At 68.0% G+C, this 25,376-nt stretch carries 23 protein-coding genes, 2 pseudogenes and 1 riboswitch; of the genes and pseudogenes, 16 read left to right on the forward strand and 9 right to left on the reverse strand.

Features of this window, described 5'->3' with window-relative positions; all coding sequences use genetic code 11:
- Positions 1 to 23: 23 nt before the first annotated feature.
- Positions 24 to 1,034 carry a mechanosensitive ion channel family protein gene (locus tag ML5_RS21650; RefSeq protein ID WP_041784248.1) on the reverse strand — a complete coding sequence of 337 codons (1,011 nt, stop codon included), beginning with the start codon at positions 1,032 to 1,034 and terminating at the stop codon, positions 24 to 26.
- Positions 1,035 to 1,303: 269 nt separating this feature from the next.
- Between ML5_RS21650 and ML5_RS31635 the strand changes: the two are divergent.
- A pseudogene (locus ML5_RS31635) lies at positions 1,304 to 1,542 on the forward strand (nucleotidyltransferase family protein).
- A 125-nt stretch (positions 1,543 to 1,667) separates the two neighbouring features.
- On the opposite strand, the pseudogene ML5_RS21655 reads toward ML5_RS31635, so the two are convergent.
- A pseudogene (locus tag ML5_RS21655) lies at positions 1,668 to 1,937 on the reverse strand (transposase family protein); the annotation flags it as partial.
- Positions 1,938 to 2,436: 499 nt separating this feature from the next.
- Here ML5_RS21655 and ML5_RS21660 point away from each other — a divergent pair.
- Together ML5_RS21660 and ML5_RS32950 are read left to right on the forward strand one after the other, a co-directional pair.
- A complete protein-coding gene (locus ML5_RS21660; RefSeq protein WP_236619257.1) occupies positions 2,437 to 3,594 on the forward strand; it encodes an FAD-binding oxidoreductase in 1,158 nt (385 codons plus the stop codon).
- 495 nt (positions 3,595 to 4,089) lie between these two features.
- Positions 4,090 to 4,260 (forward strand): TraR/DksA C4-type zinc finger protein, encoded by a 171-nt coding sequence (locus tag ML5_RS32950; RefSeq protein WP_230650302.1) that lies wholly within the window; start codon positions 4,090 to 4,092, stop codon positions 4,258 to 4,260.
- A 73-nt stretch (positions 4,261 to 4,333) separates the two neighbouring features.
- On the opposite strand, the gene ML5_RS21670 is transcribed toward ML5_RS32950, so the two are convergent.
- The 3 genes from ML5_RS21670 to ML5_RS21680 all read right to left on the reverse strand — a co-directional run bounded on the left by ML5_RS21670 (position 4,334) and on the right by ML5_RS21680 (position 5,795).
- Entirely contained in the window at positions 4,334 to 4,600 is a 267-nt protein-coding gene (locus ML5_RS21670) for a hypothetical protein (RefSeq protein WP_013476171.1), read from the reverse strand.
- 69 nt (positions 4,601 to 4,669) lie between these two features.
- Positions 4,670 to 5,422 carry a rod shape-determining protein gene (locus ML5_RS21675; RefSeq protein ID WP_013476172.1) on the reverse strand — a complete coding sequence of 251 codons (753 nt, stop codon included), beginning with the start codon at positions 5,420 to 5,422 and terminating at the stop codon, positions 4,670 to 4,672.
- 181 nt (positions 5,423 to 5,603) lie between these two features.
- Positions 5,604 to 5,795: a hypothetical protein gene (locus ML5_RS21680; protein WP_123111873.1), complete on the reverse strand. Its 192-nt coding sequence runs from the start codon at positions 5,793 to 5,795 to the stop codon at positions 5,604 to 5,606.
- A gap of 209 nt (positions 5,796 to 6,004) precedes the next feature.
- Here ML5_RS21680 and ML5_RS21685 point away from each other — a divergent pair, with 209 nt between their 5' ends.
- The gene (locus tag ML5_RS21685) at positions 6,005 to 6,514 is read left to right on the forward strand and encodes a hypothetical protein (RefSeq protein ID WP_013476174.1); all 510 of its coding nucleotides are present in this window, start codon (positions 6,005 to 6,007) and stop codon (positions 6,512 to 6,514) included.
- A 176-nt stretch (positions 6,515 to 6,690) separates the two neighbouring features.
- Here the strand turns inward: ML5_RS21685 and ML5_RS21690 are convergent, their stop codons facing one another.
- Positions 6,691 to 7,377 (reverse strand): response regulator, encoded by a 687-nt coding sequence (locus tag ML5_RS21690; protein ID WP_013476175.1) that lies wholly within the window; start codon positions 7,375 to 7,377, stop codon positions 6,691 to 6,693.
- On the reverse strand, positions 7,374 to 9,017 hold the full coding sequence (locus ML5_RS21695) for an ATP-binding protein (protein WP_236619258.1): 1,644 nt from the start codon (positions 9,015 to 9,017) through the stop codon (positions 7,374 to 7,376). The genes ML5_RS21690 and ML5_RS21695 overlap by 4 nt, the downstream gene beginning before the upstream one ends.
- A gap of 168 nt (positions 9,018 to 9,185) precedes the next feature.
- On the opposite strand from ML5_RS21695, the gene ML5_RS21700 reads away from it, so the two are divergent.
- The 5 genes from ML5_RS21700 (at position 9,186) to ML5_RS21720 (ending at position 13,951) form a co-directional block, all read left to right on the forward strand.
- Positions 9,186 to 10,166 carry a tripartite tricarboxylate transporter substrate binding protein gene (locus tag ML5_RS21700; RefSeq protein ID WP_232236797.1) on the forward strand — a complete coding sequence of 327 codons (981 nt, stop codon included), beginning with the start codon at positions 9,186 to 9,188 and terminating at the stop codon, positions 10,164 to 10,166.
- Positions 10,167 to 10,222: 56 nt separating this feature from the next.
- The gene (locus ML5_RS21705; RefSeq protein ID WP_236619259.1) at positions 10,223 to 10,792 is read left to right on the forward strand and encodes a tripartite tricarboxylate transporter TctB family protein; all 570 of its coding nucleotides are present in this window, start codon (positions 10,223 to 10,225) and stop codon (positions 10,790 to 10,792) included.
- Positions 10,793 to 12,295, forward strand: a complete 1,503-nt coding sequence (locus ML5_RS21710) for a tripartite tricarboxylate transporter permease (protein ID WP_013476179.1) — start codon at positions 10,793 to 10,795, stop codon at positions 12,293 to 12,295. It abuts the gene before it with no gap.
- Positions 12,292 to 12,744, forward strand: a complete 453-nt coding sequence (locus ML5_RS21715; RefSeq protein ID WP_013476180.1) for a universal stress protein — start codon at positions 12,292 to 12,294, stop codon at positions 12,742 to 12,744. Before ML5_RS21710 ends, ML5_RS21715 begins: the two co-directional genes overlap by 4 nt.
- A 163-nt stretch (positions 12,745 to 12,907) precedes the next feature.
- Positions 12,908 to 13,951 carry a LysR family transcriptional regulator gene (locus ML5_RS21720; protein WP_013476181.1) on the forward strand — a complete coding sequence of 348 codons (1,044 nt, stop codon included), beginning with the start codon at positions 12,908 to 12,910 and terminating at the stop codon, positions 13,949 to 13,951.
- Here the strand turns inward: ML5_RS21720 and ML5_RS21725 are convergent.
- Complete coding sequence (locus tag ML5_RS21725; protein ID WP_236619260.1) at positions 13,923 to 14,951, reverse strand: acetamidase/formamidase family protein; 1,029 nt, start codon at positions 14,949 to 14,951, stop codon at positions 13,923 to 13,925. The two genes, ML5_RS21720 and ML5_RS21725, sit on opposite strands and share 29 nt — an antisense overlap.
- A gap of 101 nt (positions 14,952 to 15,052) precedes the next feature.
- On the reverse strand, positions 15,053 to 15,790 hold the full coding sequence (locus ML5_RS21730; protein ID WP_013476183.1) for a response regulator transcription factor: 738 nt from the start codon (positions 15,788 to 15,790) through the stop codon (positions 15,053 to 15,055).
- 320 nt (positions 15,791 to 16,110) lie between these two features.
- Between ML5_RS21730 and ML5_RS21735 the strand changes: the two genes are divergently transcribed.
- The 7 genes from ML5_RS21735 (at position 16,111) to ML5_RS21765 (ending at position 25,358) form a co-directional block, all read left to right on the forward strand.
- The gene (locus ML5_RS21735) at positions 16,111 to 18,645 is read left to right on the forward strand and encodes a collagenase (RefSeq protein ID WP_236619261.1); all 2,535 of its coding nucleotides are present in this window, start codon (positions 16,111 to 16,113) and stop codon (positions 18,643 to 18,645) included.
- Positions 18,646 to 18,753: 108 nt separating this feature from the next.
- Positions 18,754 to 19,716, forward strand: a complete 963-nt coding sequence (locus tag ML5_RS21740) for a LysR family transcriptional regulator (RefSeq protein WP_013476185.1) — start codon at positions 18,754 to 18,756, stop codon at positions 19,714 to 19,716.
- Between the two features lie 105 nt (positions 19,717 to 19,821).
- A riboswitch (glycine riboswitch) is annotated at positions 19,822 to 19,911 on the forward strand.
- A gap of 138 nt (positions 19,912 to 20,049) precedes the next feature.
- A complete protein-coding gene (gene gcvT, locus ML5_RS21745; RefSeq protein WP_013476186.1) occupies positions 20,050 to 21,177 on the forward strand; it encodes a glycine cleavage system aminomethyltransferase GcvT in 1,128 nt (375 codons plus the stop codon).
- A gap of 32 nt (positions 21,178 to 21,209) precedes the next feature.
- The gene (gene gcvH / locus ML5_RS21750; RefSeq protein ID WP_013476187.1) at positions 21,210 to 21,587 is read left to right on the forward strand and encodes a glycine cleavage system protein GcvH; all 378 of its coding nucleotides are present in this window, start codon (positions 21,210 to 21,212) and stop codon (positions 21,585 to 21,587) included.
- 6 nt (positions 21,588 to 21,593) lie between these two features.
- A complete protein-coding gene (glyA, locus tag ML5_RS21755; protein WP_013476188.1) occupies positions 21,594 to 22,862 on the forward strand; it encodes a serine hydroxymethyltransferase in 1,269 nt (422 codons plus the stop codon).
- Between the two features lie 93 nt (positions 22,863 to 22,955).
- Entirely contained in the window at positions 22,956 to 23,882 is a 927-nt protein-coding gene (locus ML5_RS21760) for a proline dehydrogenase family protein (RefSeq protein ID WP_013476189.1), read from the forward strand.
- A 105-nt stretch (positions 23,883 to 23,987) separates the two neighbouring features.
- A complete protein-coding gene (locus ML5_RS21765) occupies positions 23,988 to 25,358 on the forward strand; it encodes an L-serine ammonia-lyase (RefSeq protein ID WP_013473753.1) in 1,371 nt (456 codons plus the stop codon).
- The last annotated feature ends 18 nt before the right edge of the window (positions 25,359 to 25,376 follow it).

Consider the following 25,376-nt stretch of genomic DNA (forward strand, 5'->3'; position numbering starts at 1 on the left):
AATGCCGCATCCCGGGCGCGGAATCAGGGCTTGTACTCGCTGCGGGTGCGGGGCAGCCACTGCGGGTGCTTCTCCCGCAGGTAGCGAACCATCGCCTCGCGCAGGTCGCAGCGGAGGTCCCAGGCGCTCGGCCCGTCGGCGGCGGACGCCTGGATCTGGATGACGACGGTCTGCGGGTTGGCATCGACCATCTGAAGCACCCACTGGTGCCGGTCCCACAGCGGCGACGCCTCGATCAGGCGCTGCGCCTCGACGCGCAGGTCGTCCAGGTTGGCGGTGTGGTCGACGTGGATCTGGACCTTGCCGACCACCCGGGTCTCGTGTCGCGTCCAGTTCTGGAACGGGCGCTCGGTGAAGTAGGTCGTGGGCAGGATGAGCCGGCGGTCGTCCCAGAGCCGGATCACCACGTTAGTCAATTTCACCTCCTCGACGCGACCCCACTCGCCGTCGATGACGAGCACGTCACCGATGTAGAGGCCGTCCGCGAAGGCGACCTGGATGCCGGCGAAGGCGTTGCCCAGCGCGGTCCGGGCGGACAGGCCGATCACGGCGCCGATCACACCGGCCGAGGTGAGCACCGAGATGCCGAACAGGCGTATCGGCTCGAAGGTGGTCATGATCAGACCGATCGCGACGATCGTGACCGCCGTCGAGGTCAACCGTCGCACCGGCCGGATCTGGGTGCGAGTGCGGCGGATCCGACGGTCGGCCACCACCCCGGCCGGCAGCCGGCTGAACGCCACGATCTCGGCGACGTGCAGCCCCCTGACCACCAGCAAGGCGACGCTGCCGATCAGCAGCAACAGGATGGCGTGCCGGCCCTCGCGCAGCCACCGGCCCGGCCCTCCCGGCAGCGCGGCGTAGAGGCCAGCGAGTAGCAGAACGGCGGTCGTCGGGCGGCGGCAGGCCTGGCGCAGCGGCGCCAGCAGCCATTTGTAGCGACCATGGGCGATCCGGTTGACGAGTACGCCGCTGAGCACGTCCACCAGCACGGCCGCCGCCACCGCGGCCAGCATGATCACCGCTCGGCCCATCAGCTGCCGTTCACCGCGATACCGATGGTCATTACTTCCGCTCCCGTCCGGGTCGTCCCCACGGCAGCGTGTCACGAGACGGCCGATCGCCGGGCGTACATCGCGACCGGCCGAAGTCCCCCGACGGCCGCGGCACGCGGCGCCGCCGCCCGGGGCTCGGGTGGCGAGGAGGTCGCCCGTGATCATCCGCGCTAGCCGAATCCGCCGTGGGAGGCAGAAACCAGGCCGCGGTGCACACCTGGTACCCGGCCAAGTTCGGCGGAGGTCCGGTGGCGCCGTTGCGGACCGTCGCCGATGCCATTGCCACCTGGCCCGAGTACGCCACCGCCGTGGCCGTACGCCTCGACGCGCATGACCGATCACGGTATGCGCGCCCCACGGCCCCGACGATCTGCTCGATGGGGTGTGGCGGCGCAACCCGGCCAGGGCCAGCGCGGAGATCTCCCGGCGGCGACTCGCCCGCCACCGCCCCACCGAACGCTGGCCTGGTGTCCGCGTCGTGATGTGACCCGGCGCTCGAAGCCCGCTGCCCGAGTCGACCTGCTAATCGCAGGGTGCCCCGTTGCGACATGTGAGTGCGTCTAAGGATGTCTCGTAACTCGGTGATGGCGTTGCCGCGCAACGGTTCCTGGATCAGCCGGCCAGGATGATGTTGTGGAGGTGGGCGATGCCGGATGCGGTGTCGGCCAATGTGTGGGCGGCGCGGCGGTAGTCGCGCAGGATCTTGAAGCATTTCATGCGGGCCAGGGCGTGTTCGACCTGCGCTCGGACCGAGCGATCCTGCTTGTTCAGGTCCGCCTTCCACTCGGGCAGATCACTGCCGTCAGCGGGCTTGCGGTACGGGATGATTACCTCAGGATTGCCGCGGTAGGCGCCGTCTGCCATGACCGGTCGGCCGGCCAGCTTTTAGAACTCCTGACCCCGATGATTCGCCGGTGACGGCCGCTGGTTCGACCAGGCCCGCAGCTATCGACCAATGTTGATGGAGTGCGTGGTCTGGGCGGGGGCAGCGGCGAGGTGCATCTGTGGCAGCACCACGACGTGCTGACCTGCCAGGTCAGCGACAACGGGCCCGGGCTGGGCGAGATTGCCGTCGCGCTGCCGTCGCCTGATGGTTTCCGAGCGTCGGCAAGGTGTGACGCATCAGCTGACCGGCCACAGCCCTGGCCCGGTATGCGGTGACCAGGCGATCATGGCCGGAAAGCAGGCCCGGATGGCGCGCCCAGCTACCCAACGGCTGTCGAGACGGCACAGCGCAGCAGAGGAGTGGTATGTCTGACGAGCTCGGCGTGACAGGCACTCCCGCGTTCGTGCGCGGCTCACCGTGTGACGTCGCGGTGATCGGAGCGGGCATGGCCGGCTTTTGTCCACGGCCTGGTTCCTGCAGGAAGCCGGCGCACGGGTGACGGTCTACGAGCGTCATCACGCTGGCGCCGGCTCGTCGTGGGGCAACGCCGGCTGGCTGACCCCGGGGCTGACCGCCCCACTGCCGGAACCTGCGGTGCTGCGTTACGGTCTACGCGCGGTGCTCAGCGCCCGATCCCCGGTGTACCTGCCGCTGCGGGCCGACCGTGACCTGTGGCGTTTCCTGCTGTCGTTCGTGTTCTACAGCACCGCCCGGCGGTGGCGGCGGGGCATGGCCGCCTACGTCCCCCTCAACGAGCGCCGCCTGGACGCCTTCGATGCCCTCGCGGCCGGCGGTGTGAGCGCCGTGACGACGCCGGCGGAACCCTTCCTGGCCTGCTTCGCCCGCGAGCGTGACAGCCGTGGGCTGCTGGACGAGCTGGAACAGATGGGCGACGCCGGTCAGGACGTCACCTTCCGCCCGGTGACCGGACAGGTGGTCCGATCGATGGAGCCCGTTCTGAGCGACCGGGTCGGTGCCGCCGTCCAGATTTTCGGGCAGCGGTACCTGAACCCTTCCGAGTTCATCCCGTCGCTGGCGGATGCGGTCCGGGCCCGCGGCGGCCGCATCCTCGACAACAGCGAGGTGACCGGTCTGCAGCCGGCAACCACGGACGTCCGCGTCACCGGCCCATTCGGGCAGCAGCGCCGCCATGACGCTGTGGTCATCGCCACCGGAGCGGCCATCGGTGAGCTGGCGGCACGCTTCGGCGTACGTCGCCCGGTGCAGGCCGGGCGCGGCTACAGCTTCAGCGTGCCTGTCGAACGGATGCCCGCCGGCCCGCTGTACTTCCCGGCGCAGCGGGTCGCCTGTACTCCGTTGGGCAGCCGGTTGCGGGTAGCCGGGATGATGGAGTTCCGCCGGCCCGCCGACGAGTTGGACCCGCGACGCATCACCGCCGTCGTCGACGCGGTGCGGCCGTTGCTCAACGGGGTGAACCTTGATGACCGTCGCGACGAGTGGGTCGGTTCCCGGCCGTGCGCTCCTGACGGCCTGCCGTTGATCGGCGCGACCGCCGCGCCGCGGGTGTTCGTCGCCGGTGGCCATGGCATGTGGGGCATCGTCCTGGGGCCGATCACCGGACAGTTGGTGGCCCAAGCGGTGCTCAAGGGTGAGGTGCCCGCGGAGCTGGCGCCGTTCGACCCGCTGCGCTAGCGGGTGCGTCAGCGCTGCCGAAGCCCCTGCCGAACGTCCGGAACGATCAATTCAAGGTGGTCCGATGCTGGTGGCGAGTTCTCGCTCGCACACCGTCACTGCGTTGGCGGCGTTCAAAGCTGTCCATCTCACGGCCCCGCGGCCGATCGCCGCAGTTTCCGACGGTTGCTCCTCGAGCAGGACGGCGACTGGGCAACGCAGCCCGCAGCCGTCGGGTCGAGACCCACGGCGAGCGAGGTAGTTCACGACACCCCAACGATCGCCAGGGCGAAGCCGTTCGAGCTTCCGCCCTCTTGCTTCCCGAAGCACTTTCGGTCTGCCGAGCAAAAAGCGGTACATGAGCGTCGACATCGAAGTATCCGATCAGGGCTGGCTCGCCGGCCTCCGTGCGTCGCTGAGCGAGGACTTCGCCGCCCATACGACCGGCTCAAGGAACTGACGGAGATCTCGGCCGACACCGGCGACCCCGGCGAAGCACACAACCGGGCGGCACTGGTGACGGCCACCCGGCACAACCTCGAACAGATCACCGGTGCGCTGCGACGCATCGCCGAGGGCAGCTACGGCCGCTGCGAAAAATGCGGCGGCCTCATCCCCGCCGAACGGCTCGAAGTGCTACCGCATACCCGGTTCTGCGTCCCCTTCCAGCAGAAACACAAGGGCTGACGGAATGCCGCGGCAGCGGCCGCGCCGGCCTCGTCGCCGGCGCGGCCGCTGATCATGGCAGCACTCAGCCCCGTCACCCGGCAGCCGGATGGCGGGGCTGCCGAGTGGTTGTGACATCCACGTCGATGACGTCCGGGATGCCCAGCAGTCCCGCCAACGCGATCGCCTCGCTACGCGAGAGGGTCAGGCTGCAGGTGGCATCGGGATCGTCGCTGACGCCGTGGATCAGCTCGCGTCGACCGCCGGCATAGTGGGTGACAACGCCGACCCGATGACCGGTGACGGTGGTGAATGCGTGGCACTCTCCGATGCCCGGCAGCGGTGTGAATTCGACGTCCATGACAAACTCCGGAAGAAGACGACCGCAACCGCGGCCGGGAAGTGGATACGGATGCGGGACCGGCCCACGTCAGCTCGTGAGTAGCCGGCGCAGGCCGGTGAGCGTGGCCAGCGGCGGTTCGGCGGGCATCGTGATGGAGCGGCCGGTTAGCGCGGCCAACCTCGCGGCGGCTCCGGCGGCGGTCGCACCACCACCGGTGAGCAGCAGCCGCCGCTGACCACCCCGCGGACGGTCGAGACGGCGCACACAGTCGGCGATCGCCGGGATCCGGTCGACGGATCCGGCGTCATCGACACGCTCCGCCGCGACGATGCTGCGGTCACAGATGCGTGCCACTTCGGTACGTCCGGATCCGATGTCCACCACGACCACGTCACCGCCCGGGTCAGGACGGCAGGCCAGAGCAGCCGCGAGTGGCTCCTCCACTGCATTGACCCGTCCACCGACGGCACGGCGGACCGCGGCGACAAGCACGTTGCGCTGGCGCAGGGTCGCGGTCGCCGGCACACCGACCAGTACGGGATAGGCGGTGTCGGAAGGTAGGCGGAGATCGGCGGTCAGCGACCGGAGCAGGTGCACGCAGGCGAAGAAGTCGCGCACCACGCCGTTGCGCACCGGCCACGTGGCGGTCACACCGCGGGTCTGAGCGGTCAGCGCGGCTCGTCCGGCCACGTGCCGGTCGGTGCTGGGGCGGCAGAGCACCGTCGGTTCAGTGATCACCGTTCCAGCCTGCGGCGTCCACAGCCGGACGGTGGACGTTCCGAGGTCAAGGGCAAGGCACGACTGTACGCCCGGACGAGCGTAGGCGCCGGCGGTCAGCATGTCGTCCACCCGGGTAGGTCGGGGACCAGGTGTCGAGGGCTAACGAAGGGAAGCGACGTCGCCGGCAGGTCAATGGGCATGCAGAAGCGAAAGTCATGAATGAAGGGTGGCATGGTGCTCCCAGCCAAGGGGCAGCGTCGTGTCCGACGCCGCGCAACGGGCGGCTTCAGGCGGTGAGCGTCTACGTCGGCGGGGCCCGGTCCGCCGACCACGCCGGTACACAGCCCGGGACCGCACGGCGGGTCAGCCGGAAGACGATGCACAACCCGATGTCCCGGGCGGTGGACACGACCAACACCAGCACAGCCCAGACGAGCAACGTCGGCACCGCAACTCGCCGGCCGACGCCCCCGAAGCCGCGCCCGTCATCCATGTCGGCCACCATAGCCGTCCAGAACAGGAAGGGCCACGACAGCACTCAAGCGGTCGACCGAGGTCTCGGTCATCCGGCCCGCACCGCAGCCAGTGACCGCGGGCCGGTTGCCGGGCATCGGCAACGAGCGCGACGAAGTTGCGCCGGATCCGACCGCTTTCACTGAGCTGTTCAGCGGCGACGATGGGATTCGGTAAACGCTTGTATCAATGGAAGTGATCGGTGTAACCGTGCCCGCGAACGTCCTCTCGTCCGACCAGCGCGCTGCCGGTATGTGTCGCTCTGCCCCGCAGACCGCGGTCGCGATTGGCCTCGGCAGCAGCTCGATCGGCGTCTGGGCGGCGCACCGCGGCACCATCAGCGCGCCGTGCGGGGACGCGTCTACCTCCGCCGGTTCTCTGATCCGGCGCGGCTGTATCGTCGATGCCGACGGCTGCGTGATCCTGCTGTCCCACTTGATCCGCCTTTTCAGCGAACCGGTGCCTCCCGGCGGTGTCGTCGCGGCCTGCCGCCCGGTCCTAGCCGGCGAACACGACCAGACCGTGATGCGCCGCGTCGTCGAGACGGTCCTCGCACCCTCCCGCCTGGTGTTCATCGACACCGTGCGCGCCGCCGCGATCGGCTCGGGAGCAGCCGGCAGCCTGCTGGTCACCGACGTCGGAGCCCAGCTGACCGAGGTCGCCCTGCTGCACCACAGGCGGGTCGCAGCACGGCCGTGATCTCCGGAACCGACCCCCCGGCGGCGAAGCACGCCAACCGCCTGCCGCCGTACCGCCTCACACTCGCCCACCGCGCGGACAACCCACCTCATCGAAATGCCCCATCACCCGGGCCCGCGGTGATTAACGGTGACGACCACGCTGACAGGCCGAGTTGCAATGAACGAGTTGACCTTTCAAGATCCAGAACGGACCGTCCAGCGGTAACGGCGTTCCGGCCGTCCGGTGTTTCCGTACCTGAGTGTTACTGCGGCCCGGCCGACTACGGCGAAGTGTTCGAGGTAACGGCGGGCACTGACTCGGGAGATGCCGATCTGATGCGCACACTCGGCGGCGGAGAGGGTTCCCGCTTGCTTCCGGAGGATCTCCTCCACCAGTCCGGCAGTCTCTGGGCTGAGGCCGCGGGGGAGAGCGGACGAGCCGGTGATCGGGCTGCTCGACGTGAGCGCCCGGTCGATATCCCCCTGGTCGCAGACCATGCTCTTCGAGAGAGTGCTGCGCCGCGCGGCATACTGCTCGAGCCTGCCCCGCAGTTCCTCGAAGCTGAATGGTTTGAGAAGGTAGTTGACCGCGCCGTATCGCACCGCCCGGCGTACATTGTCGCTCTCCCGGGCAGCGCTGATAACGAGGACATCGCAGTCATGCCCGGCGGTGTGCAGCCTGGCGACCACGTCGAGGCCGAACATGTCCGGAAGGTACAAGTCGAGCAGCACCAGGTCTGGGCGCAACTGCTCCACCGCGGCGATTGCCTCTTCCCCGGTGCTCGCGGTTGCCACGACCCGGAAGTCTTCGAGCCGTTCGACGAAACCGCGATGGATCCGGGCCACCCTGAAGTCATCATCAACGATCAGCACGTCGATCACGGCCCTGCCTCCAGCGGCGCTACCGACATTCGCGCGGTGAACATCGCGCCCTCCTCGGTGTTCGTCACTGCGACCTCACCACCGCGGCGGTGACAGACCATGCGGGTGAGCGCGAGGCCGATACCCCGTTCACCGCCCTCTGCCGCTTTCGTCGTGAAACCGTGGGCGAACACTTCCTGCGCCAGTCGGGGAGCGATCCCCGGCCCCGAGTCGCGGACGACGATTTCGATCGATGCGGAATCCTGACGCAACTCGACTTCTACCCACTGGTTTCCGGCGCCCGGCCTGCCGTTGATGTCCGGGCAGGCGCCGGAGTCCGCGGGGGAGACATTCCGGCCTCCTGCGACGGCTTCGACGGCGTTGTCCACGAGGTTGCCCAACACCGTACCCACATCGGCTGATACCGCCATGTCCAGCCGGCCCAACCTGGTCCGCTCAGAGATCCGCAGTTCCACGCGGCGCTCGGCGGCGACCGCCGATTTGGCCGTGAGCAGAGCTGCCACCGCAGTGTCGTGGATCCGGCTCGTCACCGCGAGGTCCAGGGAGGCGCGATGCCGGCTGAGCGCCTCGACATACCGGACCACCTCCTCGTGCTCACCGATCTGGATCAGCCCGGAGATGGTGTGCAGCTGATTCGCGAACTCGTGTGTCTGTGCGCGCAGGGACTCGGTGGTACTGCGAAAGGAACCGATCTCCTGCTCCAGGCGGGCCAGCTCGGTCCGGTCCCGCAGTGTGGTGACCGAGCCGAGCCGCCGGCCGTCCTTGTTCACCGTCATCCGGCTCATCACGAGCACCCGGCCGCCCCGCACCACGACCTGGTCCCGCGTCTCCCGGGCGCTGCCCGCCCCCGTGAGTACGTCGCGTAGCCGGCCCTCGATCCGTAGCTCCGACAGGCTGCGGCCGAGGCAATGTTCGGGCAGGTCGAGCAATCGGCGGCCGACAGAGTTGACCAGCGTGACCCGGTGTTGCGGATCGAGCGCGATGACCCCTTCGGCTAGGCCGTGCAGCAGCGCTTCCCGGTGCTCTGCCAGACCGGCGATCTCCCGCGGTTCGAGGCCGAGGGTCTGCCGCTTGATGCGCCGGGCCAGCAGCCATGATCCGAGCACTCCGAGGGCGCTGGCTATGCCGAGGTAGGTGAAGAGGTAGGACGAAGCGCCGACCAGTCGCTGCCACCAGGACGGAAGTGCCTCGCCGACCATCACCACGCCCAGATGCCGTCCGAGGTTCTCCTTCTTGCGGTCGCCCAGGACCGGCACCTGTGCCACCAGCTCGCGTGTTCCGCCCACCGCCAGCTCACCGAACCAGCTTCGACCGCCGGCGACCCTCGGATCACCGAGCACCATGAGGCTGCCGACAAGCGTTGGGTTGGTGGAGGTGACTATCTGTCCGCTGTCATCGGCGACGCTGACGGTGGTCACGTTTGCCTGAACCGGCAGGTTCTGCACCAGGGACGCGATCGTCTCCCCGGGCGCCGGCCGGTCGAGGCGGTCCCGTAGCAGCGGGTTCCCGGCGAGTTGTTCGCCGAGGGCAGCAACACGGCGGCCTTCGACCCGGTTGAAGGTGGCCGCCGACTGCGCCAGCGACACGGCCGCCACCGCTGCGAGCACCACGACGATGATCGCGAGTTGGAGAGCGAGCAACTGCCCGGCGAGCGTACGACGCCGAGGCATGACCGCGACCACAACGACCTCAACTTCCGCTGGTGACACAAGGCAGACGGGGACCCTGCGTCGGGGTCATCATCTTGCCGCCGGTCTGAATCGAAACGGAAGAGAAACATGATGGCAACCAGAAGAAATGCGCTACTCGTGGGCGTCTCCGTAACCATGGCGCTTGCCCTGGTGGGCTGCGGCGCCACGGCAGAAGAGGGCGAGGCGGGCGTGGGCGGCGACGGCAAGCCGATCACCGGTCTACGCATCATGGTGCCGAACAGCCCCGGTGGTGGATACGACACCACGGCCCGCACGGCGGCGAAGGTGATGGAGGATGCCAAGATCGCCGCTGGCGTGCAGGTGTTCAACCTGCCCGGAGCGGGCGGCACGGTCGGACTGCAGCGCATCGTGAACGAGAAGGGCAACGGCAAGCTTGCGATGCAGATGGGGCTGGGGGTGGTCGGCGCCTCGTACACCTCGAAGTCGTCGGCCACTCTGACCGATACCACCCCGCTGGCCAAAATGATCGAGGAAGCAGGCGCGGTCGTCGTGCCGAAGGACTCGCCGTACCGGACGATCAACGACTTGGTCACGGCCTGGAAGGCCAACCCGGAGGGCCTCGCTGTCGGCGGCGGCTCGTCTCCCGGAGGCCCCGACCACCTGCTGCCGATGCAATTGGCCAAGACCATCGGCATCGACCCGCGACAGGTCAACTACATCTCGTACGACGGCGGAGGCGAGCTACTGCCAGCCTTGCTCGGAGGCAAGGTGGCCTTCGGCGCAAGTGGGTTCGGGGAGTTCCTCGATCAGGTCGAGGCCGGGCAGCTCCGGGTTCTCGCGGTGACCAGCGAAGCGCCGGTCGACGCGCTTCCGGAGGTACCGACGCTGAAGTCCGCAGGTATCGACCTCGTCTTCACCAACTGGCGGGGCATCGTCGCACCGCCCGGCATCAGCGACGCTGACAAGAAGCTGTGGATCGATGCGTTGACCAGGATGCACGACTCCGCCGAGTGGAAGACCGAGCTCACCAAGCGGGGCTGGACCGACGCGTTCGTCACAGGCGATCAGTTCGCCGCCTTCCTCACCCAGCAGGACAAGTCGGTGGCTGACCTGCTCAAGCAGCTCGGCCTGGCATGACCGGCCGGCCGAGCCGATCGGATCGGGACGGCGGTTCGCCGTCTCGGTTCCCGGCGTTGTCTGACATCCCGATCCAGCCCGCGCCCGAGCCGTCGGACGCGGTACGAGCGGACGACGCGCCGCGTTCCGCAGCGGATGCGTCGAAGCCGGACCGCGCACAGTACGTCGTCTGCGTCTTCCTGGCGCTGGTCGGGGTCATGGTTGTCGTCGACGCGACCCAGATCGGTCAGGCGGTGAGCAGCACCGACCCGCTCGGCCCACGGCCGGTGCCGATCCTGCTCGGAACGCTGCTCATGGTCGTCGCGGTGGTCTACGCCGTTGATGTGGCTCGTGGCGGCGTCGGTGAGCCGGAGGCTGGCGAGGACGTCGACCTGGCCACTCCTGTCGACTGGCGCACCGTCCTGCTTCTCGTCGCGGCGTTCCTGACCAACGCAGTGTTGATCGAGCCGCTCGGCTGGGTGATCAGTGGCGCGTTGCTCTTCTGGGGTACGGCGTTCGCGCTCGGCAGCCGCAGCCACGTCCGGAACCTGCTGATCGCCGTGGGGCTCTCGCTCATCACGTTCTACACATTCGCCATCGGGCTCGGCGTCAACCTGCCCGCCGGCGTGCTGCGAGGAGTCCTGTAGATGCAGAACCTCCATTCGCTTCTCGACGGGTTCGCCCACGTGGCGACGCCGATGAACCTGCTCATCGCGCTTCTCGGTGTCACCATCGGCACCGCGGTCGGTGTACTACCGGGCATCGGCCCCGCGATGACAGTGGCGCTGCTGCTGCCTGTGACGTACGGCATGGAGCCCACCCAGGCCTTCATCATGTTCGCCGGCATCTTCTACGGCGGAATGTACGGCGGATCGACCACGTCGATCCTGCTCAACACTCCCGGTGAGTCCTCGTCGGTGGTGACCGCGATCGAGGGCAACAAGATGGCCAAGGCCGGCCGGGCAGCGCAGGCGCTGGCCACCGCCGCGATCGGGTCGTTCGTCGCCGGAACCATCGCCACCCTGCTGCTGGTGGTCATCACCCCGCCGGTGGTCCGGTTCGCGGTCAGCCTCGGCGCGCCGGACTACTTCGCCCTGATGCTGCTGTCGTTCGTCGCCGTCACCTCGGTGCTGGGCGCCTCCCGGGTACGCGGTTTCGCCTCGTTGCTGATCGGCCTGGTCATCGGAGTGGTGGGGATCGACAGGGTGACCGGTCAACAGCGGCTCACCTTCGGTGTGCCGCAGCTCGCAGACGGCATCGACGTGGTTGTGGTGGCTGTCGGGATCTTCGCCGTGGGCGAAGCGCTCTGGATCGCCGCGCACCTCCGACGCCGTCCGGCCGAGGTGATCCCGGTCGGCCGGCCGTGGATGGGCCGCGACGACTGGCGCCGGTCCTGGAAGCCCTGGCTGCGCGGCACCGCTTACGGATTCCCGTTCGGGGCGCTACCCGCGGGTGGCGCTGAGATACCCACGTTCCTGTCGTATGCCACCGAGAAGAAGTTGTCCAAGCACCGGGACGAGTTCGGTCGGGGAGCGATCGAAGGCGTTGCCGGCCCCGAGGCGGCCAACAACGCGTCCGCCGCCGGCACGCTGGTACCGATGCTCGCCATCGGCCTGCCCACCAACGCCACCGCCGCGGTGATGCTGGCCGCCTTCGAGCAGTACGGCATCCAACCCGGCCCGCTGCTCTTCGAGCGGGAGTCGGGTCTGGTCTGGACGCTCATCGCCAGCCTCTTCGTCGGGAATCTGCTGCTGCTGGTGCTGAATCTCCCGCTCGCGCCCGCCTGGGCGCGGCTGCTTCGGATTCCTCGACCGTATCTCTACGCCGGCATCCTCTTCTTCGCGTCGATGGGCGCGTACGCCGTCAACGCACAGCCGTTCGACCTTTTCCTGCTGCTCGTACTCGGCCTGCTCGGCTTCGGCCTGCGCCGGTTCGGGCTGCCGATCCTGCCGCTGATCGTCGGGGTGATCCTGGCTCCGCGCGCCGAACTGCAGGGCCGCCGGGCGTTGCAGCTGTCCGGTGGAGAGTGGCACGGGCTGCTGGGTGGCTGGGTGTCGGGTCTGATCTACACCACCGTGCTGGTGGTGCTCTTCTGGCCGTTGGTCCGGCGGTTCGTCCTCCGCCGGCGTGCAAGGATGGTGACAGGGTGACCGTTCTGGTGGGATACGTTCCATCCCCGATGGGAATGGCGGCCCTGCAGGCCGCGATCGGACAAGCGCGATTCCGCGACGAGCCGGTGCTCGTGGTGAACACCTCGCGGGGAGATGCCTACGTCGATCCCTGCTTCGCTCAGCAGCCCGACCTGGACGCGGTGACCCGCGAGCTGACCGCGTCCGGGGTGCCGTTCGCGATCAGGCAGCTCATGCAGGGTCGGGACGCCGCCGAGGAGATAGCCGATCTCGCCGAGGCGCAGGATGTGTCGTTGGTAGTCATCGGAATCCGGCATCGAAGCCCGATCGGCAAGCTGATCCTGGGCTCGACCGCACAGGAGATCCTGCTCCGGGTCTCCTGCCCGGTCCTCGCGGTGAAGGCCGTGACGCCACGACGGATATCTCGGGCAGCGGGGCCGTCCCGCTGGCCTCTCCCCAGTGAGCCGTAGCCGCCGGTCACCACCACGAGCCCAATGACGGTTCATGAATGCTCGTGAAGCTTCCGCCCGCCATTGCCACCGAGACTGCGACGCTTTCTTGACGACATGACCTCGCGCGAGGACGGGGGAGTAGCGACTACCCGGCCTGAACCCGGATGGATAGGGTGCACGCATGGATCTGGAAATCCGGCATCTGAGAGTCGTTTGCGCGATCGCCGATACCGGAAGCATCTCGAAAGCAGCATCCAGACTGGGGATCTCGCAGCCCTCCGTCACGACCCTGCTTCAGCGTGTCGAACGGATGGTCGGTCATCAGATATTCCAGCGCGGGCGCGGTGGCGCTCGATCCACCACCTTCGGAGAGCAGTTCCTCCAACGAGCCCGCCTATTGGTCGCCGAAATGGACGCGTTGGGGGGAGAGATCGCCGGCCCGGCGGGCACGATCCGATTTGGATCGGTGCACATGGAGTGCGTCTCGTCTCTGTTCCATTGTCTGGAGACGAGCTTCCCGGATATCTCTTTCTCCATGTGCGTCGAGCCGTCCAGCCTGAGGCTCGCCCAGCGACTGGTGCACGGGGACCTCGATGTGGCGGTGCTGGCGATTGCGGAGTCCCATCAGATTCCACTCCCGCAGGAACTAGGTGAGCGGGTGCTCGCGTCGGCAATCCCGGTGTACGTCGCTGTCTCCAGCGCCCACCGGGCGGCGGGTCTTCGGGAGATCCCCCTGGAAGGGCTCAAAGAAGAGGCATGGATCAGGCCGCCCGGCGGAGAGGACGGTTCCCTGTCCGCCTTCTGGCAGGCGGCCCGCAAGGCAGGCTTCACCCCGCGAATCCAGTTCGACGTGCCTAGCGGCGGCGGGCGGCAGCTCGTCGGCTCCGGACGCGCCGTTCAGCTGGTGGAGCCGACCTCCCATGGCGGTCCGGGAGTCGCAGTCGTTCCCCTCGCCGGGGAACCGCTGCGCATGCACCTCACGCTCTGGTGGCATCGCCGTCGCATGAGTGCCGAACAGGCCGACCGCCTCTTCGAGGTTATCCTCGGCACCTACTCGACGTTCGCGATGGAGAGCCCCGTTTTCCAGCCGCGCTGGTCGAGGCACCCAACAGCTTGTCTGACGGCGCCTCGCGACGACGAACAGCACTCTCATCGACCAGCAAGCACGCCCCGGTGCGTGGAGGGATCGACGACCGCTATCCCGCCGAGGCGGCGGTCCGCTTGAGCCGATCGTGTGCGTCGTCGTACGCGGCAGCAGGATGGGGGACCAGCCGTCTCCCGATCGCGGCGAGAAGCGTGTAGTTCGCGTCGCGCACGTTGCCGAGGGCCGTCCGCCCTGCCTGCGAGACGAGCTGATGAGCGTCCAGCATCTCCAGCCCCGCCAAGGATCCGACCCAGCTCACCAGATCCTGGTGAGCTATTCGATAGGCGTCATCGAGAGGACGGGCGCAGCCGATCGACATGAGATCGAGGTCGGTCTCCAACCGTGGCCAGCTGGTTTGCCATCCCTTGATCACCTCAATGGCGACAGTGGTGACGGTAGCGATCGCCACACCGGCCGGACAGGCCTGGCCGTGCCCCTGGCGAGCGTGGCCGTCACCGAGCGCAAGCATCGCCCCGTGAACGTTGACACCCAGGTACAGGGTCGCGCCCGCACGCGCCTCGGGGATGTCGAGCTTCCCGCCGTAGAAATCAGGCACCATGGTGGACCGAGCCTCGAGTCTCCCGGGAGACACGCCTATGGTGCCGATAGTCGGCGCCAGCGGCAGGTCCACTGCATGGTCCGTTCTCGTCGACTGGAACCGGACCGTTCCAGCCCGACGGTCTATCTCGTAGAACCAGACCCGCGCCTCGACCGGTGCGCCAAGCGCGAGCGCTCGCACACCGGTTCCGAGCGCGCCGATGTGTGGAGGCGTGGACGACACCCCCCAGTCTCGCGCGGGAACGACCGAGACGATGTGGATGGCGAGTGTGTCACCGGGCTCGGCCTCCTCGATCAGGAAGGGTCCGGAGACCGGATTCAGATGCGGCGTCTCCAACATCCAGGACGACAGGTCGGTCGCACTGCGAAGCCGGCCACCGAAGCAGTCCTCGGTGTACACCTCCAGCACGTCACCGGAGCGCAGATGCGCGACTGGTATCCGACCCCCGAACGTGTAAGCGAGTTGTCGCTCGGCGGGCCGATGACCGATCTTCCCCATGACATCACACTCGTCCCTCGTCATGCTGCTTCGTCTGGTAACGGCCCGCCGGACCACGTCCCTTGCCGCAACGCATCGCGGTCCTCCATGAAGTGCGCCGCGGCGCGGCCCAGAACGATCGGCGATCAACGCGCCGCATCGCTCCCGGATGTCTGCGTGATCTGCTCCCGCGCCGGAACCGGTCGCAACGAGACTCCCCGCCCCCGAGCGGTGTGCAGGTATTTCGTGCCTGTCGAGCGCTCGCCCAGCTTGCGCCGCAGACGGGACAGCAGGACGTCCAGGGACGCCGCCGACGGCAGGCCCTCCGCGCGGATCCTCGTCCGGAGCTGCGACCGTGGCACCACCCGGCCGGGGTGCTCCGCGAGATAGGCGAGAAGCTCGAACTCGGTACGCGTCAGCGCCACGGGTCGTCCGTCCACTGAGACGCTGTGACCTGCCACATCGATGCGAAGAGCGCCGACCTCGGACGGCGCCGGAGGCGGTGCCGGCGGAACCCGGCGCAGCAGAGCGCGGACGGAGGCGTCAACCACCGCGGGTGGACACGGCTTCGGCAGGAATCCGTCTGCGCCGGCGCGCAGCATGCGGACGACGTCATCATCGATACTCCTGATGCTGTGTGCCAGAACCGGGCGGCGGGACGCGACACACAGCAGGCGCATCAGCAGCAGCCCGTCCACCGCCGGCACGACCGGGTCCACGATCACGACATCCGGCCTCCGGTGGGTGTGGCAGGTCAGGTCGGACAACGTCCGCCCGCTCTCATGGAGGGCGATCTCGGTGACCAGATGACCGAAGCGCGTCAACTGATCGCCGAGTAGCCGCCGATAGCGATGGTCTTCGTCGATGAGCAAGATGGTCGCCATGGTTGCCGTCCGGTGTCTGAATCGTGAACACCTGGACGATCGCACGACCGGACCGCCCGCTTTCATGTCATCTGTCCATCACGTCGCCTGATCGATCCGACGACCCTCGACGCATCGCTCACAGGTTCCGGTAAGGCCCAGGCGGGCCACCCTGACCACCCGCTGTGGACTCGTTGTGGCCGCTGGAGCCGCCTGGCTAGCGTCCACCCCCCAAGCATCCATCGAAGTGCGTCAGCGCCTTTGCTGGATCACACCCTCGCCCATGAGGAGAGAGCATGTCTGGACACCCATTGCGGCGAAGACTAGGTCAGCTGATCGGCGTGCTCACCGCGCTGACGCTCGCCTGCGGCGTCATCGCGCCGCCGGCCGCCGCGAACTCGGCGCGGCCCGTGCCACCCGGGCAGCAGGCCAGGAAGGCCGATGCGGCACCGCCGGCAGCGGGCAATGCGACTGTTCGGGGCAAGGACCGGGTAGACCATGTGAGCGAGCAGGCGCTCCCCGTACACAAGCGCCCGCCGCAGCCGGCCGCGAAGGACGCCGCCCGTGTCGACTACGACCGCCCGGCAACCCCGAAGCGACGCGCTCGGCCGTCGGACGCCGGGTCTCGCGCCGCCGCTGCCGCCTGCAGCACCGCAGACTTCACCAGCCGAACGGGGTCGGCGCTGGTCAGCCAGATCAAGGGGTCCACGGTCGACTGCATCAACAGCCTGTTCAGCCTCTCCGGCAGCGATGCCTACAACGCCTTCCGCGAGGCGCAGATGGCAAGCGTCGCGTACGCGGTGCGCGACGGCTCGCCCGGCTACCCGGGTAACCCCTCCACCGGCATGCCCCAGCTCGTTCTCTACCTGCGGGCCGGCTACTACGTGCAGTGGTACGACACGAGCGTCGGAACCTACGGGCCGGCACTCCAGACCGCGATCCGCTCAGCGCTCGACGCCTTCTTCGCGAACCCACGCGCCTGGGACGTGACCGACGCCAACGGTGAGACCCTGGCGGAGGCGGTGACGCTCATCGACAGCGCACAGGAGAACGCCCGATACCTGTTCGTGGTGAACCGGCTCCTGACCGGCTTCAACTCGTCGTACACCTCGTCCTGGTACATGCTCAACGCGGTCAACAACGTCTACACGGTGCTGTTCCGAGGCCACCAGGTGCCCGCGTTCGTCTCCGCCGTGCAGGCCGACCGCACCGTGCTCGACAACCTGTACAACTTCGCGAACACCCACGCTGGTCTTCTCGGCACCGACAACGGCTACCTCACGTCGAACGCGGGCCGGGAACTCGGACGATTCCTGCAGCACGCCCCGCTCAAGCCCATCGTGCGGCCGATGGCGTCGGCGCTTCTCTCGCGAAGCAACATGACCGGCCCGACCGCGCCGCTCTGGGTCGGCGTCGCGGAGATGACCCAGGCATACGACGTCGCCAACTGCTCCTACTACACCACCTGCAACCTCTCCGCCCAGCTGACCAGCTCTGTCCTGACCATCAACTACACATGCAGCCCGTCGATCAAGATCGTCGCGCAGGACATGACCTCGGCTGAACTGAGCCAGTCCTGCACCAGCCTGAAGGGCCAGGACGCCTACTTCCACAGCCTGGTCGCAGACAGCGGGCCGGTGGCAGGCGATGTCAACACCGACATCGAGGTTGTCGTCTTCAACTCGAGCACCGACTACCAGACCTACGCGGGCGCCATCTACGGCATCGATACGAACAACGGTGGCATGTACCTGGAGGGCAACCCGTCGGACCCCAACAACCAGGCAAGGTTCATCGCCTACGAAGCCGAGTGGGTCCGGCCGGCCTTCCAGATCTGGAACCTCAACCACGAGTACACCCACTACCTCGATGGCCGGTTCAACATGTACGGCGACTTCAGCGCCAACATCACCACACCTACCATCTGGTGGATCGAAGGCTTCGCCGAGTACGTCTCCTACTCCTACCGGAACGTCACCTACACCAGTGCCCAGAGCCAGGCGGGCAACCACACCTATGCGCTGCGCACGCTGTTCGACACCACCTACAACAACGACCAGACGCGCATCTACAACTGGGGCTATCTGGCCGTGCGGTACATGATGCAGTCCCATCGGCCGGACATGACGACAGTGCTCGGATACTACCGATCGGGGGCATTCAACGCCGCCCGCACGTACCTCACCAGCACCATCGGCTCACGCTACGACGCCGACTTCGACGCCTGGCTGACGCGCTGCGCGGCAGGGGATTGCGGCGGGAGCACCACGCCGCCCCCGACCAACCAGCCGCCGTCCGCCTCGTTCACCGTGGCGACCAGTGGGCTCACCGCCACCTTCACCGACCGGTCCTCGGACGCCGACGGCAGCATCGCCTCCCGGCAGTGGGCCTTCGGGGACGGGAGCACCTCGTCGGCCGTCAACCCCAGCAAGACCTACGCTGCGGCCGGCACCTACACCGTCTCGCTGGCGGTCACCGACAACCAGGGGGCGACCGCGAGATCGTCCCAGACGATCTCGGTCACGACGGGTGGCGGCACCACCGTGCCGGAATGCAGCGGCACTGACACGCGTACCCTCGACCGCAACTGCCAGCGCAGTGGACGCTCCGCGACCGCGGGCAACTACGACTACCTGTACATCTACCTGCCCGCCGGCGTCAGCACCCTCACCATTGCCGTGGCCGGCGGCACGGGCAACTGCGATCTCTACTACAGTCCGTCGAGCTGGGCCACCACCAGCAACGCCACCCGCTCCTCCGCCGGGGCCGGCAACACCGAGTCGCTGGCCATCCCCAGCCCGGCCGCCGGCTACCACTACATCAGCCTCTACGGGAAGACCGCCTGCTCTGGCACCACGGTGAGCACGCGCTACTGAACCACATGTGATGGGTATGAGTGCGCCGCCCGGCGGGAGTTGCCGGGCGGCGCGCCCGCCTGGCCTGTGGCCGCCGCGCCGCCTGCGGCCGCGTGCATAATCTCGGTCATGGGCATCGATGTGCGCCACCTGCGGGCGATCAGTGCCATCGCCGAGGCCGGAAGCGTGACCGGCGCCGCCGCCCGCCTGGGCCTGTCACAGCCCGCGCTGACGGCCCAGGTGCATCGGATCGAGAAGACGGTCGGTGGGCCGCTGTTCGTCCGAAGCCGTACCGGTATGCAACCGACCGAACTCGGCAAGCAGGTGCTCCAGCGCGCCCGCGTCGTGCTGGCCGAGGTCGACGCGCTCGTCGAGGACTTCGGCGACCGGCACCCCATTCCAGGTTTGCTCCGACTCGGCACCGTCCACATCGCCTGCGCGGGCAGCCTCGTACGCCACGTCGCGGAAGCGTTCCCGGATCCGGAGATCGCGCTGCAGATAGAGCCGTCCTCGCGACTGTTGGTGGAGGCGCTCACCCGAGGCCAGTTGGATGCCGCGTTGCTGGGCATCCTTGAGGGCTTCGAGCTGCCGATCGGTCCCACGCTCACCAGCCGGCCACTGATCCCCCGTTACCCGATCTTCGTCGCCATGTCCGCCTCCCACCCGCAGTCCCACCACGAGCAGGTGCGGCTGGCCGACCTGAGAAACGAATCGTGGGTGTGTCCGCCGGGGCCGGACGACGGCTCACTCGCCTCGCTGCGACGGGCCTGCCGCGCCGCAGGTTTCGAGCCGAAGATCCGGTACGAAGCGCCGAGTGGCGCCGCGCACCCACTGGTGGCCGCCGGAGACGGTGTCCGGCTGGTCGACCCGACCTGGGCCCCGGCCGCCGGGACTCGGGTGCTGCCGCTGCGCGGGGAGCCGCAGTTGCTGGCCAGGCTGATGGTCGTCTGGCGGCGCGATGCGCTGACCTCTGCACAGAGCAGCGCTTTGTTCCAGGCCATCACCCGGGCCTACCTGGATCACGTCAACGACAACGCTGCCTTCGCCCGATGGTGGCGGGCCAATCCCCACGCCCATCCCGCAGCGTCGTAGCGATCCGACGGCGATATATAGGCATCAGCTATGGGCAGGATGATGTTGACGCGGTATGTGCCGTCACCTAACCTGCGAATGGCCCACAACTACATAGACACCATTCGAACCTGCACGGGAGAGACTCCGTTCATTCGGAGCGCCGAAGGAGCAAACTCCCAAGAAACTCTCAGGCCCCATTACCGTGCAGGCGAGGTGACTCTGGAAAGCAGACGACCGTCGTCTCACCCACGGTGCAAGCCGCTGACGCAGCGGTGAAGCTCTCAGGTCAATGACAGAGCGGGAGGCAACCGACCGTTCGACGCCGCGTGCGTCGGGACGAGGAGCGCCCCCGTGTACCAGGACCCTGCGGCTCTGCTCCGCTCACCTCTGCATGCATCACATATAGAACACGGAGCTCGATTCACCGACTTCAGCGGCTGGCGGATGCCCCTTCGCTACGGAAGCGAGCTCGCTGAGCACCGCGCCGTACGCGAACAGGCCGGCCTCTTCGACCTCAGCCACATGGGGCAGCTCGAGGTATCGGGGCCGGAGGCCCCGACAGCACTGAACTACGCTCTGGTCGGGCACCTGTCTGCCGTACCGATCGGTGGCGCGCGCTACACCATGCTCTGCGACGCCGCCGGCGGGGTGCTGGACGACCTCGTTGCCTATCGCCTCGCATCGAACCGGTACCTGCTGGTCGTCAACGCCATCAACACACGCGTCGTACATGCGGCCATCAGGACCCGTTGTGCGGACTACGCGGCCTGGGCCGCCGACCGCACGAACGAGCGGGCGATCATCGCGGTGCAGGGGCCGCGCGCCGCCCCCATCGTGGAAGCCCTGACCGGTACGGGACTCACCCGGCTCCGCTACTACACCGCAGCGCTACTGGACATCGACGGTCGTCCAGCCGTCGTCGCTCGTACCGGCTACACCGGCGAAGACGGCTTCGAACTGCTCGTACACGCCGAAGACGCGGTGCGCACGTGGGAAGCAGCGCTTGTGGCCGGTCGGCGTCACGGCTTGACGCCCACAGGGCTGGCGTGCCGCGACACCCTCCGCATCGAGGCTGGAATGCCGTTGTACGGCGCAGAGATCGGCCGTGACGTCACCCCGTTCGATGCCGGGCTGGGGCGGGTGGTGTCCTTCGTCAAACCAGGCGACTTCGTCGGACGAGCCGCGCTGGCCGAGGCCCACAAGAGCGGCGTTACCCGTCGGCTCGTCGGCCTCGTCGCGTCCGGGCAGAGAATTCCCCGAGCGGGCCAGCAGGTGGTGACGCTGACCGACGACGGCCATGGTGCTGATCCGGTCGGCCTCATCACAAGCGGCACCCCTTCACCCACATTCAAACGGCCGATCGCGATGGCCAGCATCCGTGCTGGCACCAGCGACAGCATCCGGCTGGCCGTGCAGATCAGGGGGGCCACCGAGCCGGTCGAGATCGTCCCTCTTCCGTTCTACCGTCGTCCGCGGTGATCCGCGGCCATTCCTTGCGAGGGTTCAGCGTCATGAACGTACCGGAACACCTGAAGTACAGCCTCAACCACGAGTGGGTCAACGACTCGGTTCAGCCGGCCGAAGTAGGCATCACCGCGTTCGCCGCCGAAGCGCTGGGTGATGTCATCTATGTGCAACTGCCCGAGCCGGGGAGCCACCTGACTGCCGGTGACGTGTGTGGAGAGGTCGAGTCCACGAAGTCGGTCGCGGAGCTGTATCTCCCGGTCAGCGGAGAGGTCGTCGCCGTCAACGAGGCGGTCATCGCCAATCCGGGCCTGATCGGCGCCGATCCGTACGGCAAAGGCTGGCTCCTGCGGGTCCGGCTGGCGCAGATGCCTTCCCTGATGTCGCCGGACGAGTACCGCGCCTTCTCCAACGAGTCGCGGTAGGCCCCGATGGCAGCCTTCGACGATGATCTGGCCGACCTCGACCCCGCCGTCGCCGAGGCGATCGGCCGGGAGCTACGCCGGCAACACGAGACCCTGGGCATGATCGCCTCCGAGAATCTCGCGCCCCGAGCCGTCCTTCAGGCGCAGGGATCGGCCCTCACCAACAAGTACGCGGAGGGCTACCCGGGACGGCGCTACTACAGCGGATGCGAGCATGTCGACGACATCGAGCGCCTGGCGATCGACCGGGCCAAGCGCCTGTTCGGCGCCGCCTACGCGAACGTGCAGCCGCATTCCGGATCGCAGGCGAACGCCGCCGTGATGGCTGCTCTGATCGAGCCGGGTGACACCATCCTCGGGCTCGACCTCGCTCACGGCGGTCATCTGACCCATGGCATGCGCATCAACTACTCGGGGCGGCTGTACCGGGCCGTGAGCTATCGCGTAGGCGCCGAGAACCACCTGATCGACATGGATGAGGTCCAAGAGCTGGCGCGCGAGCATCGGCCGAAGCTGCTCATCGCCGGCTGGTCGGCCTACCCTCGAACGCTCGACTTCGCCCGGTTCCGGCGGATCGCCGATAAGCTAGGCGCATACCTGCTCGTAGACATGGCACATTTCGCCGGGTTGGTCGCGGCCGGTCTGCATCCCAACCCGGTCCCTCACGCCCATGTCGTCACCCTGACCACGCACAAGACCCTCGGCGGCCCCCGCGGCGGCACCATCCTCAGCGCCTACACCGATCTCGCGCGGAGGCTGGACTCGGCGGTCTTCCCAGGCCAGCAAGGTGGTCCGCTGGCGCATGTCGTGGCTGCGAAGGCAGTGGCCTTTCGGATCGCCGGAGAACCGCAGTTCCAGGATCAGCAGCGGCGCGCCCTGACCGGAGCGAAGATCGTTGCCGATCGTCTCTGCGCCGCCGAGGTCGCGAAGGCCGGCATCCGGGTGGTCAGCGGAGGCACCGACGTGCACCTGGTGCTGGTCGACCTGAGCCACGCGGATCTCGATGGCGCGCAGGCGGAGCGGCTGCTGCAAGGCGTCGGCATCACCGTCAACCGTAACGCCGTGCCATTCGACCCACGCCCGCCGATGGTCACCTCCGGGCTACGGATCGGTACCTCCGGTCTCGCCACCCGAGGGTTCTCCGAAGCGGACTTCACGGAGGTGGCCGACATCATCGCCGATGCTCTGACCGCCAAGGAGGCTGACACGTCGCTACGCACGCGGGTGGCTCGCCTCGTCGATCGGCACCCCCTCCACCCCGGCCACACCTCCTGACCGTACGGGGAACCCGAGCTTCCCGCGGGTGGTAGATCGCTTCGTCACGCCTTGCTTCCTGAGGGCGACAACAGCCCCGAGAAAGGACCCCAATTGCCGAACAAGCTGTTGCTGATGGCGGCCGGCAGTCACCGACTCCGGAGAATCATCGCCGGATCCCCCCTGACCCGGGGCGTGGTGCAACGATTCGTTGCCGGCGAGGTGAACGACGAGGCGATCGCAGTGGCGCGGCGCATCGTCGAATCCGGGATGCGGGTGACGATCGACCATCTCGGCGAAGGAACAACGACAGTCGAGCAGGCTGCCGCTGTACGCGACGCGTATCTCAGCCTACTCTCCGCGACGCGGATGCCCGGTATGGCCGAGGTGTCGGTGAAACTGTCGGCGCTCGGTAGCGCGCTGCCCCACAACGGTCGCCGACACGCCTATCGGCTGACGCGCGACATCTGTGCCGCTGCGGCTGCCGCCGACGCCACGGTAACCCTCGACATGGAGGATCACACCACGGTTGACCTGACGCTGGCCGTGCTGGACGAACTGCGTACCGAATTTCCCTGGGTGGGCGTGGCGCTGCAGGCGTGCTTGCACCGTACCCCGGCGGACTGCCAGCGCCTCGCGTACGCAGGGAGCCGGGTCCGCCTGGTCAAGGGAGCCTACGCGGAGCCGGCGTCAGTGGCATATACGCGACGACGTCAGATCGACGAGGCATTCGACAGGTGCCTGCGGATCCTGATGCAGGGCCAGGGCTATCCCATGGTGGCGACCCACGACCCCCGCCTGATCGACAGCGCCATCGGGCTCGCGAGCGCCGGTGGCCGGAGCACCACCGATTTCGAGGTCCAGATGCTGTACGGCATCCGCGCGAACGAGCAGACGCGGCTTGCGGGGGAGGGCTACCGCGTGCGGGTGTATCTGCCGTATGGACAGGACTGGTACGCATATTTCACCCGCAGGCTTGCCGAGAAGCCCGCGAACCTGCTCCTCCTGGCTCGATCCTTCAAGCCTGGCGCCGCCGACTGATCGCGACGCGGAGCTTCCGGCATCGTTCGTCGCGGACCAGGCAGCCATGGGCGGTCGCGCGGAACCGAAGACCACCGTGCGTGGCGATGACAGGAGCATTGCGCCGTGATCAGTGTTTTCGATCTTTTCAGCGTCGGTATCGGGCCGTCCAGCTCGCACACCGTCGGGCCGATGCGGGCCGCCCGTACGTTCGTGGCGGGTCTGAAGGCCGACGGGATGCTCGCGGATGTGGCGCGGGTACGGGCGGAGCTGTTCGGCTCGCTCGGCGCGACCGGCCACGGGCACGGCAGTGACCGGGCGGTGCTGCTGGGGCTGGAGGGTGAGGTCCCGGAGACTGTCGACACGGACTCGGTCGGGCCGCGGGTGGAGCGGATCCGCACGCAGCGGCGGCTCGACCTGTTCGGCAGTCAGGGGGTCGACTTCGATCCGGACACGGATCTGGTGCTGCATCGCCGGCGGTCGTTGCCGTATCACCCGAACGGGATGACGTTCGCGGCGTACGACGCGGCCGGGGGCGAGGTGCGGACGCGCACGTACTACTCGGTCGGTGGCGGGTTCGTGGTGGACGAGGCGGCGGCCGGGGCGGACCGGATCAAGGCGGACAGCACCCGGGTACGGCACCCGTTCCTGACCGGCGCGGAGTTGCTGACCGTCACCTCGGAGACCGGGCTGTCGATCAGTGAGGTGATGCTCGCCAACGAGGTGTCCTGGCGTAGCGAGGCGGACGTGCGCGCCGGGCTGCTGGAGATCTGGCGGGTGATGCGCGAGTGCGTGGAGAACGGCTGCACCCGTGACGGCGTACTCCCGGGTGGGTTGAAGGTCCGGCGGCGCGCGGCGGAGATGCGGCGCGGCCTGGAGGCGGAGACCGGCAGCGGGGATCCGCTGCGCGCGATGGACTGGGTGACGTTGTTCGCGCTGGCGGTCAACGAGGAGAACGCGGCCGGCGGGCGGGTGGTCACCGCGCCGACGAATGGTGCTGCCGGGATCATCCCGGCTGTGCTGCACTACTACACCCGGTTCGTGCCGGGTGCCTCCGAGGAGGGCGTGGTCCGGTTTCTGCTGGCGGCGGGCGCGATCGGTGTGTTGTTCAAGGAGAACGCGTCGATCTCCGGTGCCGAGGTGGGCTGTCAGGGTGAGGTGGGTTCGGCGTGCTCGATGGCCGCGGCCGGGCTGGCCGAGGCGCTGGGCGGTACGCCGGAGCAGGTGGAGAACGCCGCCGAGATCGGCATGGAGCACAACCTGGGGCTGACCTGCGATCCGGTGGGTGGCCTGGTGCAGATTCCGTGCATCGAGCGCAACGCGGTGGCGAGCATCAAGGCGATCACCGCGGCCCGGCTGGCGTTGCGCGGCGACGGGGTGCACCACGTGTCGCTGGACAAGGTCATCAAGACCATGCGGGAGACCGGCGCGGACATGAAGGTCAAGTACAAGGAGACCGCGCGGGGCGGCCTCGCCGTCAACGTCATCGAATGCTGAGGGCACCTCCGCGCCGGC

The organism is Micromonospora sp. L5 (genome assembly GCF_000177655.2).
GTDB lineage: Bacteria > Actinomycetota > Actinomycetes > Mycobacteriales > Micromonosporaceae > Micromonospora > Micromonospora aurantiaca.